Source organism: Streptomyces sp. NPDC015532 (assembly GCF_043078065.1).
In the GTDB taxonomy this organism is placed as follows: Bacteria; Actinomycetota; Actinomycetes; order Streptomycetales; family Streptomycetaceae; genus Streptomyces.
Genome location: NZ_JBIBSY010000017.1, coordinates 69,795 through 80,533, shown reverse-complemented (window position 1 = coordinate 80,533; position 10,739 = coordinate 69,795). Strand labels below are relative to the sequence as shown.

9 protein-coding genes are annotated in these 10,739 nt (G+C 72.2%); 3 read left to right on the top strand and 6 right to left on the bottom strand.

The genetic code is table 11. From position 1 onward, the window contains the following. Window positions 1-144: 144 nt before the first annotated feature. From ACF07B_RS35930 to ACF07B_RS35910, 5 genes are all read right to left on the bottom strand, one after another. Window positions 145-1,845 (bottom strand): methyltransferase, encoded by a 1,701-nt coding sequence (locus ACF07B_RS35930; RefSeq protein ID WP_392181987.1) that lies wholly within the window; start codon window positions 1,843-1,845, stop codon window positions 145-147. 75 nt (window positions 1,846-1,920) lie between these two features. Next, window positions 1,921-3,084 carry a 4-hydroxybenzoate 3-monooxygenase gene (locus ACF07B_RS35925; RefSeq protein ID WP_392182070.1) on the bottom strand — a complete coding sequence of 388 codons (1,164 nt, stop codon included), beginning with the start codon at window positions 3,082-3,084 and terminating at the stop codon, window positions 1,921-1,923. Window positions 3,085-3,332: 248 nt separating this feature from the next. Then, entirely contained in the window at window positions 3,333-3,704 is a 372-nt protein-coding gene (locus tag ACF07B_RS35920; protein WP_392182069.1) for a Zn-ribbon domain-containing OB-fold protein, read from the bottom strand. Window positions 3,705-4,338: 634 nt separating this feature from the next. Next, a complete protein-coding gene (locus tag ACF07B_RS35915; RefSeq protein ID WP_369485338.1) occupies window positions 4,339-4,698 on the bottom strand; it encodes a luciferase family protein in 360 nt (119 codons plus the stop codon). A gap of 114 nt (window positions 4,699-4,812) precedes the next feature. Then, the gene (locus ACF07B_RS35910) at window positions 4,813-5,493 is read right to left on the bottom strand and encodes a DUF6445 family protein (RefSeq protein WP_369485337.1); all 681 of its coding nucleotides are present in this window, start codon (window positions 5,491-5,493) and stop codon (window positions 4,813-4,815) included. A gap of 286 nt (window positions 5,494-5,779) precedes the next feature. Between ACF07B_RS35910 and ACF07B_RS35905 the strand changes: the two genes are divergently transcribed. Beyond that, the gene (locus ACF07B_RS35905; RefSeq protein ID WP_392181986.1) at window positions 5,780-6,550 is read left to right on the top strand and encodes a peptidoglycan-binding protein; all 771 of its coding nucleotides are present in this window, start codon (window positions 5,780-5,782) and stop codon (window positions 6,548-6,550) included. A 198-nt stretch (window positions 6,551-6,748) separates the two neighbouring features. On the opposite strand, the gene ACF07B_RS35900 is transcribed toward ACF07B_RS35905, so the two are convergent. After that, window positions 6,749-7,432: a nucleoside/nucleotide kinase family protein gene (locus tag ACF07B_RS35900; RefSeq protein WP_369485354.1), complete on the bottom strand. Its 684-nt coding sequence runs from the start codon at window positions 7,430-7,432 to the stop codon at window positions 6,749-6,751. 215 nt (window positions 7,433-7,647) lie between these two features. Here ACF07B_RS35900 and ACF07B_RS35895 point away from each other — a divergent pair, with 215 nt between their 5' ends. Together ACF07B_RS35895 and ACF07B_RS35890 are read left to right on the top strand one after the other, a co-directional pair. Next, complete coding sequence (locus ACF07B_RS35895) at window positions 7,648-8,385, top strand: HAD family hydrolase (protein ID WP_384239899.1); 738 nt, start codon at window positions 7,648-7,650, stop codon at window positions 8,383-8,385. Then, a complete protein-coding gene (locus tag ACF07B_RS35890; RefSeq protein ID WP_392181985.1) occupies window positions 8,382-10,727 on the top strand; it encodes a glycoside hydrolase family 65 protein in 2,346 nt (781 codons plus the stop codon). Before ACF07B_RS35895 ends, ACF07B_RS35890 begins: the two co-directional genes overlap by 4 nt. The last annotated feature ends 12 nt before the right edge of the window (window positions 10,728-10,739 follow it).

The following is a 10,739-nucleotide window of genomic DNA, read 5'->3' as shown; positions in this document are numbered from 1 at the left end:
CCACCCCCCCCCCCCCCACAAACAACCCCATCATGCTCCCCCCCCCCCCCCCCCCCCGCGGGGCGGGGGGGGGGGCGGGGCGGCCCCCCCCCCCCCCCCGCCCGCCGGCCCCCCCCCCCCGCGTCCGGCCGGGCGGCCCTGGCCCTAGAGCCGGGACGCCGGGTCCGCCGGGCCGGTCCTGCGGACGTGCAGCACGCTGCCGTCCAGGGGCAGCGGCGTCCGGCCCACCAGGGTGAGGCCCGCGTCGGCGAAGAGCCGGGCGTAGTGGTCGGCGCGCCGTTCGCGGCCGCCGACGTTGCACATCATGTGCAGGTCCCAGGCCGTGGCCAGCGAGGCCGAGCCGTCGGCGGGCAGGACCCGTTCGACGACGAGCAGATCCGCGGTCTCGTGCATCGCGCGGGCGCAGTGGCGCAGGATCTCGCGGCAGCGGTCGTCGTCCCAGTCGTGCAGGACACGGGACAGGACGTAGACGTCGCCGCCCGCGGGCACGTCCGCGAAGTCGCCCGCCCGGAAGGCGCACCGCGCGGTGTGCCCGGCCGCGCCGAGGAGACGGCGGGCGGCCTCGACGGTGTGCGGGCGTTCCAGCAGGAGGCCGCGCAGGCGAGGGTGCGCGGAAAGGATTCGGCCGAGCAGTTCCCCGTTGCCCCCCGCGATGTCGACCACGGTGGCCCCGTCGGCCGCCGCCAGCAGGACCGGGTGGGCCGGCAACGGGTCGAACATCCGTGAACCGGCGGCCATCGACCGGTCGAAGAGGTCGGCGAGTTCGGGATCGCGGGCGAAGTGGTCGAAGTGGTTCTCGCCGAAGCGCCGCTCGAAGGCGACCTCTCCGGTGCGCACGGCGTGTCCGAGCCCGGCGAAGGACTCGTAGAACGGTCCCCCGTACATCAGCGCCAGCGGCCGCATCGACCCTTCGGCGTCCGCGCGCAGCAGCCCGCCGGTCTCCGTGAGCAGGAAACCGTCGCGGTCCTCGCGCACCACGCCCAGCATGGTGAGATAGCGCAGCAGGGTGGTCAGGTTCGGCTCGAAGGCGCCGACGTCGCGCGCCAATTCGGCCACGCCGACGCCCCGCTCCTCGCCCATCGCGTCGGCCACCTCCAGCCGGGCGAACGCGGTCAGGGCCTGCGTCGTCCACGCCCCGGTCAGCAGACGCAGCAGGGTCTCGGCGGGCCGGCGCTCGCGGCAGGCGTCGAGGTGGGAGGCGAGGACGTCGCGGTGGTCGCCGGGGACGTACAGCTCCACGCGCCGGTACCCGGCCTTGGCCTCGGCGGGCGCGCCGAAGTAGAACACCGTGCCGTTCTCGTGCGGGTTGTAGCCGCCGCCGTCGGGGGTGGCGCCGTACTGTCCGAAGGTCGCGCACAGGCCGCGCAGCACCAGCGGGTCCGGTTCCGCGACCTCGAAGGCGACATGCGCCTCGTGCTGCCACTCCCGTTCGTGCGCGGCGAGCGTTTCGAGGTCCGACCCCGGCGGCACGGTCAGGGTGAACACCTCGACCATGCGCCGGATCCCGTCCAGGCACTCCACCTCCGGGCGCAGAAGGCCGACGTCGAGCTGTGCCGCGGACCGCCGGTGCCGTTCGGCGAGACGCTCACGCACGACCACGCTCGGCCGCGGCGGCACGTCCACGACGAGCCCGCACTCCGCGAGCGCGGCGTTCAGCGCCGCCTCGTCGGACGGGAGGACGAGCAGTGCCGCGTGCGAGAAGGCGCAGCGCTCCACCAGGCTCCGCAGTTCCGGCCCGTCGAGGCCGGGGAGCAGGAGCGGGAGGAGTGTGGCGGTGTCCTGTTGCTTGACGAAGTCGACCGTCGCGCGCAGGCGGGACGTTTCGCCCGACAATGCCGTGATCACTGTGGAGGGATCCTCATTCCGGGGTTCGGATGTACGCGTACGGGTGTACGAGGGGCCGGGTGGGGGTGTGAGCGGTTAGACGCCGACGTAGTGCTCGGCGAACCAGTCCTGATGGCTGCGCGAGGTGCGCAGCGAGGCGAGCCGGGAGCGGCGCAGGGAGTTGTGGAACAGCGACTCGCCGTCCGCGCCGGCCGGGCCGTGCAGCAGCCCGATCATCCAGTGCGAGAACTCCTGCGCCCGCCAGATGTGCGTCAGACACCGGGCCGAGTAGGCGTCGAGGCCCTCGGAGTTTCCGGCGGTGAGGTCGTCGATCAGGGCGCGGGCCAGGACCGCCGCTCCGAGGACCGCGAGATTGGCGCCCTTCGCGGCGGACGGGCTGATCAGGGCGGCGGCGTCGCCCACCAGGAACAGCGCGCCGTGACGCAGCGGTTCGAGCACGTCGGACTCCAGGCCGACGACGGAACGCTGCACGACACGCCCGCGGTGCAGCGGGCCGTAGTCCCGCGCCCGCATCCGCAGCTCCAGCTCGTCCCAGATCCGCTCCTCGGACCAGGTGTCGGCCCGGGTGCCGCGCTCGCACTGCAGGTAGTAGCGGGTGACCTCGCTGGTGCGGGCCATGTGCCCGGCGAACCCGCGCTCGTGCACCGCGTACCCGACGGCGTCCAGACTGGGCGGTGCCTCGGCGAGCAGCCCGAGCCAGGTCACGCCGTGATCGCGGTGGTGGCGGACGATGCCGGCCGGCAGGGAACGCCGTGCCGCGCCGTGCCGCCCGTCGCAGCCGGCCACGTAGCGCGCCCGCCACAGTCCGGGCCGTCCGTCGGCCTCGCGTACGGCCACCTCGGGCCGTTCACCGTCGGTCCCGCGCACGGCCACGGCCTCGGTGCCGAAACGGATCTGTCCGCCGCGTTCGAGGAACCGCGCCAACAGGTCGGTCACCAGCTCCTGCTGGGGGTACACGGTGTGCCGTTCCCGCTGCCCGAGAGCGCTGTAGTCAAGACGGAACCGGCCGTCCTCGGTACGGAACTCGCAGGTGCTGTGGAGCCTGCCGCGCCGGTGCAGTCCCTCGGCGAGACCGTGCCGGTCCAGGATCCGTACGGTGTTGGCGGCCAGGAACCCGGCACGTGCCCGTGTCTCTACGTGGGCGCGCTCGGCCCGTTCCAGGACGACGCAGTCGATCCCGCGGTCCACAAGGATGTTGCCGAGCACGAGCCCGGCCGGTCCGGCCCCGAGGACGACCACATCGGTCGCACGGCCGACCGGTCGCCGCTGACTGTTCCCGTCTGTCACGGAACCAGATACTAAGGAGAGTTAAATGTTCGGTCGTACCGAAATCACCTGAATGCCAGGCTCGAACGACAAAGAGATCACCGTTGCGGACGGGCCCCGGGTCCTGCCGTCGCGAGGCGGGCGGGGACGGGGCGGCAGGGCCCGGTCCGCGGGCGGCGGCTCAGGGTGCGGTTCGTCCGCCCGCCGCCGTCCGCCGCTTCTCAACTCCAGGCGCTGTACGGGCCGTCGATGAGCTGGAAGACCGGCTGGCGGCGCACCGGGTCCTGGGCGGTGGAGAGCTGGACCCGGTCGCCGCTGTGGATGGTGGCGGGCGAGCCCATGACCCGGCCCCGGACCGTGAAGCCCTCCGCCATCTCGATGAGGGAGACGTTGCGGGCGGCCGGGGTGTTGCGGTGGATCACCGTGGAGTGGCGTACGACGCCCGTGCCCGCGCTCGCCTCCGTGCGCAGGTCGCTGCCCGCGCACACGGGACAGAGCAGGCGGTTGTACATGGCGGTGGCGCACCAGTGGCACCGCTGGAAGAGCAGCACGTCCCCGGGGCGTTCCGCCGAAGTGGTGTCGCGGCGCTCCACGGGTCCCGCGTCGAGCACGTCCGTCGAGGCGTTCAGGCCCGGGTGAAGGGCGATTCCTGGGTAGTACACGATGTCCTCTCCCTGTGCTCGGCCGGAGTCTGATGTGCGCGGATCACCGCGCTCGACCACAGGTTATGGCACTGAGTGTCACCCGTAAAGCACTCCGTACCTTTTAAATGAAACTCCGTACCTTTCGGGGAGGCGCGTGGTGGCGGCCGGTCCCTGCTCGGTCCCGCGCGGATGACGGCTCGATTTCTCGGCCAAGCGCCGCATGGGCGCTCCGCGCCGCGACCTGACGACCGGTCGGGAACCGGCGTCGAAGCCGAGATGGTGGCACTCGGTGCCCTCGTGTCGGGGGACTGGGTTCCGTATGCGGCTGTCGTGTGCTCGCAGGTGAACTCCGCCTGCGGGGAGTGAAGTTGACAGTCCATAGGCAGTGATCGACTATGTGGTCGAGCCATGGCCCACCTGACCGAGGGGTTCGGTGTCCTTCGACGGCCCGCTACCGGGCCCCGGGCGCCCGCCTCCGACCGGCCGTGTCATCACTCCCCCCCCGGATGACGCGGTGAGAAGAGCCTCGGCACTCGTTCCCGCACGAGTGCCGAGGCTCGGGGCGTTCCCGCCGGTGCCGCGGTCAGCGGTCGTTGCAGGTCGCGGAGAATATGTCGTCGCCCGCCATGTGCCCGTTCCGGTGGGCCTGCAGGGCGACGCTCACCAGGGTCAGCAGGAGGTCGATGTCCGAGTCGACTTCGAGATGGATGGTCACCCAGCGGGAACCGGGCACCATGCGGATCGCCGTCGAGGTCCTGAGCTGGTCCTCGAAGCGCCGGATGGCCCGGTCGGTGAGGTGCAGGTCGACATCGTGCTCGGAATGGAAGTGGACGATCTCGCACTGCGCCGCGCACAGTGCGCGTCCCGTGCCGCAGCTGGGCAGGGACTCCGCGAGGTCCGGCCAGCTGGCCAGTCGCGTCATGGCTCTGGAGGCCAAGGTCATGCGCCCATCATGACGAGCACACTTCCCGGCCACCAGAACTTGGCGCGGGTGTAATCCCTCGGCTGTCGAAGAATGCCCGGTTTTCGCCTGGTAATTGACGAGAGGCGGTCCCGGTCACGCCATCCAGAAGAAGACGGCGGTCATCCGTTTGTCGTCCATGGTGGTCCCGCAGTAGCCGGTGGCGCTGTGCATCAGGTTGGCGTTGTAGAGGAGCAGCCGGTTGTAGCGGTGCGGGACGCGGATGTCCTCGGCGAAGGAGTCCGGCGGGACGAACCGCGTACCGAGGGCCTCGACCAGATTGTTGTGCGGTGCGACGACGACGTTGCCGCCGAGCCGGCCGCCGGGCAGGGCCTGCCGGAAGAAGGCCGTTCCGCAGTCCTTGGGGACGTTCGGGTTCAGATAGAGCACCGCCGCGTAACGGCACAGGGCACGGGAATCCGTGTGCGGGCGGGGCTCGCCCTCGTCCTTGCCGACGACCTGGACACAGTTGTGGTTGAGCGTGGCGCCCGACGGGGTCGACTGCTGCCACAGCTTCCGGGCGCCGGTGGCCTTTCTCACCAGCCGTTCCACACAGGCCAGTTCGTCCTGCTCCAGCCCCGGCATCGTCCGCAGGCCCGGCCAGCTCTCCGAGGTGTACGGATGGCCCTTGGCCCAGTCGTCCCTTCCGACGCACCGGGCCCGTACGGCATCCGGGTCGGGCAGCACGTCGTCGAAGACCCAGTAGTCCCGGTCGCGGGTGGGTTTCCGGTACGGCAGGACCGGCAAAGCCGGTGGCAGGGGAGGTTGTGGGGGCATGCAGCCGACCTTATGGACGCGTCCGTCAGCGATCTCCAGGGAACTGGTCAACCTTCCGCCAACTCGGTTCACGGATTGTCCAAGGCGGGGAGCCCGGCGCCCGCTCGAGGAACGTCGGCGCGACCCACGACGTCAACGGCTTCCGGGAGCAGCCGAGTTCACCTCTCCGTGCCGAGGGCCGCCCGCTGATGATCACCGAGGAGCGGGGGCGGTGAACGGCCCGGCCCGTGCCCGCGTATCACTGCACAGGGACGGCGGGAGACCGCGTGGACGGAAGGAGAGCAGTGTGCCGACACGGCCCGAACGCGGGAGGTCCACCGGGCGCTCCGTGATCGAACCCACGCACATCGAGCGCAGCCGCCGCTCCGAGTCCCTGGCGGAGCTGCTCCGGCAGGTGCGCGAGAAGGAGGGGATGGCCGACGGTGACGACGACTTCGGTCCGGTCTCCGAGCCGGCGCCTCTCGTACGGCTCCTGCCCGTGCTGGTGGAGGAGGACGAGACCGAGGAACTGCCCCCGGTCCCGGGAGGCGAGGACTACACGGCCGAGACTCCGCGGGTGTACGGGGCCGACCTGGCCGAGGGCACATCTCCCGGAGACGGACGTCCGCACGAGAAGAAGCCCGGAGGCGCCCACGGCCAGGCTCGTGGCACGGGCCTGCGCCGGGCCGCGGTCACGCTGGCCATCGCGGCGGCGGGCCTGACCGGCTTCGCCCTCGCCCTTCTGGTGCCGGGCGGGGCCCGGGACGACGCGTCCGGGACGGCGGGAGACCACTCCTCGACGGCACCGGCCGACCGGGCAGCGGACGGGGCCTCCGATCCGGACGGCGCCGGCACGCTCCGGGAGGGCGACAGCGGCCCCGAGGTGACCGCGCTTCAGCAACGCCTGCTCCGCATCCCGAACGTGTACGACCACGGCAGCACGAGCGGCACCTACGACGCCGCGCTCACGGCGGCCGTCGCCCGCTTCCAGCTCTGGTACGGCATCCGGGGCGACGAGTCCGGCGTCTACGGCAACGACACGCGGGCCGACCTGGAATCCAGGACGCCGGCCCCCTGAGACGGCCGGGGCGGCCGGCTCGGTGACGTCGCTCCCTCCGCCCCGGCCCCCCCGTACCCGCCGCTTCCGGACGCCGTGTCATCCGTGGGCCGGCACCTTCGTCACCGCTCGCGCGCACACCTGCCCACCGAGGCGCTCACCGCGTGGACCGTCGATCCGGGGCGACGCGCACGGGGAGCCCGAGGCGGCGATCCGGCCTCACTGACCCGCCGACCCGCCGACAGCCGTTCCACCGGCGGTCGTTCCGACGACCGCCGGCCCGACGACGAGGTCGGCGCGGTCCCGGGTCCCGGCGACCAGCTCGGCGTTGCGCTGATCCGTTCCGAGCACCCAGGCCACCGCCGTGTCGTGGTCCTTCCCGAACTCCTCGTGGCGCGCGACCAGCCGCCGGACACGGTCGGCCTCGTCGAGTTCGCAGAACCACACCTCGTCGAGCTGGGCGCGGGCCCGCGCCCACGCGTCCTCGCGCAACAGCAGGTAGTTCCCCTCGGTGACGATCAGACGCGCGGCCCGGGGAACCGCGAGGGCTCCCGCCAGGGGCTGTTCGAGGACCCGCTCGAAACCGGGCGCGTAGACGAGGTCCTCCTCGTCCTCGCGCAGCCTGCGCAGCAGCGCCGCGTACCCCGCCGCGTCGAACGTGTCCGGAGCCCCCTTCCGGCCCCGGCGCCCCAGCCGGTCCAGCTCGGCGTCCGCGAGATGGAACCCGTCCATCGGCACGTGGGCGACACGGAAGGGCCCGCGCTCGTCGAGCCGTCCGACCAGTCGCTCGGCGAGCGTCGTCTTGCCCGCCCCGGGACTGCCGGCGATCCCGAGAAGGGCGCGCCGGCCGGGCCGTACGAGCGCGGCGGCCCGTTCCACCAGGTCGTCGAAGGACGGAACCACGTCGGTCACAGGAGCCCGGACAAGGGCGCGGGGGCAGCGATCTCCATGCCCTCCAGTATCGGCGACGCGAGGCCCGGGGGAAGTCCCGTACCGGACGGACCGAGGGCCGGGAAAGACCGGGAACGCCGGGAACGCTGAGCACGGTTTCTGAGCCAGGGCGGTGATGTGGCGCTCGCCACCCGGTGGAGGCGGCTTCCGGGGGCAGACTTCCTCGTATGACTGAGCTCGGCCTGCCGAAACAGATCCTGGCCTGCCTCTTCGACCTCGACGGGGTCATCACCAGAACCGCGGTGGTCCACGCGGCCGCCTGGAAGCGGACGTTCGACGACTTCCTGCGAGGACGAGACGGCGAGGGATTCCGTCCCTTCGACGACGCCGACTACGCCGCGTACGTGGACGGCCTGCCCCGCGCCGACGGCGTACGGTCCTTCCTCGCCTCACGTGGCGTCGAACTCCCCGACGGAACCCCCGACGACCCGCCGGACCGGGCCACCGTCCACGGACTCGGCAACCGCAAGAACGAGCTGCTGCTCGACATGATCCGCACCGACGGGGTCGAGGCCTACGACGGCACGCTGCGCTACATCGAGGCGGTCCGGGCGCACGGCCTGCGGACCGCGGTCGTCTCCTCCAGCGCCAACTGCCGGGACGTCCTGCGCTCGGTGGGGGCGGAAGCCCTCTTCGACGTACGCATCGACGGTGGCGTCGCCGCCGAACGGCGGCTCCCGGGCAAGCCGCGCCCCGACACCTTCCTGGCCGCGGCGAAGGACCTCGGTGTCGAGCCGTCCGAGGCGGCCGTGTTCGAGGACGCGCTCGCCGGTATGGACGCGGGCCGCTCGGGCCACTTCGGGTACGTCGTCGGCGTGGACCGCGTGGGCCAGAGCGCCGCCCTGCGCGCCCACGGCGCCGACATCGTCGTACAGGATCTCGACGAACTGGGGGAGCGCGCGTGATCACTCACTCCGCGTACGGAGTCGAACCCTGGTCCCTGCGCGAGAGCGAGCTGCATCTCGGACTGCTGCCGCAGAGCGAGTCGGTGTTCGCCCTCGCCAACGGCCACATCGGGTGGCGCGGCAACCTCGACGAGGGTGAACCCCACGGCCTGCCCGGCACCTACCTGGGCGGCGTCCACGAAACACACCCGCTGCCCTACGCGGAGGCGGGCTACGGCTATCCGGAGTCCGGGCAGACCGTCATCAACGTCACCAACGGCAAACTCATCCGGCTGCTCGTCGACGACGAACCGTTCGACCTGCGCTATGGACGGCTGCGCTTCCACGAGCGCGTCCTGGATCTGCGCACCGGGCTGCTCACCCGCACCTGCGAGTGGACCTCGCCGGCCGGCTCCACGGTCCGGGTGCGCTCCACCCGGCTCGTCTCCTTCGCCCAGCGGGCGATCGCGGCCGTCGCCTACGAGGTGGAGCCCGTCGACAGCCGGATCAGAGTGGTCGTCCAGTCGGAACTGGTCGCCAACGAGCAACTGCCCGGCCGCGACCGCGATCCGCGGGCGGCGATCGCCCTGAAGTCGCCGCTGGAGGCGGAGGAGCACTTCGCGGCGGAGGGCCGGCTGCGGCTCGTGCACCGCACCCGGCAGAGCGGCCTGCGGGTCGCGGCGGCCGCGGACCACGCGGTCAGCGGCCCCGAAGGCACCACCCTGAGCGGCGAGAGCAGCGACGACCTCGCCCGCCTCACGGTCACCTCCGTGCTGGAGCCGGGCCACACCCTGCGCCTGGAGAAGGTCGTCTCCTACGGCTGGTCCGGCAACCGTTCCCTGCCCGCTCTGCGCGACCAGGTCGACGCGGCCCTCGCGGCCGCCCGGCACAGCGGCTGGCGGCGGCTCGTCGACGAACAGCGCGCCTACCTCGACGACTTCTGGGCACGCGCCGACGTCGAGGTGGACGGCGACGAGGAGATCCAGCAGGCCGTCCGCTTCGCCCTCTTCCACGTGCTCCAGGCAGGCGCCCGAGCCGAACAGCGCGCCATCCCCGCCAAGGGCCTGACCGGCTCCGGATACGACGGCCACGCCTTCTGGGACACCGAGACCTTCGTCCTGCCGCTGCTCACCTACACCGCGCCGGGCTCCGTCGCCGAGGCGCTGCGCTGGCGCCAGAACACCCTCCCGGCGGCACGGGAACGGGCCGCCCAACTCGGCCTGCGGGGAGCCGCGTTCCCGTGGCGGACCATAGCGGGATCGGAGGGCTCGGCGTACTGGCCGGCGGGCACCGCCGCCTTCCATGTGAACGCCGACATCGCCGACGCCGCCGTCCGCTACACCGCCGCCACGGGCGACAGCCGCTTCGAACGCGACACCGGCGTCGAGCTGCTGACCGAGACGGCGCGGCTGTGGCGATCCCTGGGACACCACGATCACCAGGGGAGGTTCCACATCGACGGGGTGACGGGGCCCGACGAGTACAGCGCCGTCGCCGACGACAACACGTACACCAACCTGATGGCCCGCGCGAACCTGCTGGCCGCCGCCGACGCCGTCGAGCGGCACCCCCGGCGGGCCGCGGAGCTCGGCGTCGACGAGGAGGAGAGCGCGGCCTGGCGCGACGCGGCCGACGCGATGCACATCCCCTACAACGACGAACTCGGGGTCCACGAGCAGCACGCCGGATTCACCCGCTATCAGCGCTGGGACTTCACCTCCACCCGCCCCGACCAGTACCCGCTGATGCTGCACTTCCCCTACTTCGACATCTATCGCAAGCAGGTCGTCAAACAGGCAGACCTGGTGCTCGCCCTCTACAAGTGCAGCCCGTTCTTCGACGAGGAGCACAAGGCCCGCAACTTCGCCTACTACGAACCCCTCACCGTCCGCGACTCCTCCCTGTCGGCCTGCTGCCAGGCCGTGATCGCCGCCGAGACCGGTCATCCCGGCCTCGCCTACGACTATCTGGTCGAGGCCGCGCTGATGGATCTCCAGGACCTGGAGCACAACACCCGCGACGGCCTGCACATCGCCTCGCTCGCCGGGACCTGGACGGCCCTGGTCGCCGGTTTCGGCGGGCTGCGCCACCACGGGGACACCCTGGAGTTCGCGCCCCGGCTGCCGGAACGGTTCAGCCGCCTCGCCTTTTCCCTCCAGGTGCTCGGCAGCCGGCTGCGCGTGGAGATCGGGCAGGACGTCGCCACCTACACGCTCACGTCCGGCGGCCCGCTGGAGATCCGCCACCACCGTGAGACCCTCACCGTCGACGCCGACAAGCCCCGCAGCCTGCCCATCCCGGCGCCGAGGCTGCGCCCCGCCCCCGACCAGCCGCCGCACCGGCGGCCGAACTCCCGGGGGTGAGACGCGGCACGC

Coding starts and splice junctions, on each gene's coding strand:
- ACF07B_RS35910 (WP_369485337.1), bottom strand. CDS start 5,493: ATGCCCCCACAACCTCCCCTGCCACCGGCTTTGCCGGTCCTGCCGTAC.
- ACF07B_RS35895 (WP_384239899.1), top strand. CDS start 7,648: ATGACTGAGCTCGGCCTGCCGAAACAGATCCTGGCCTGCCTCTTCGAC.
- ACF07B_RS35915 (WP_369485338.1), bottom strand. CDS start 4,698: ATGACCTTGGCCTCCAGAGCCATGACGCGACTGGCCAGCTGGCCGGAC.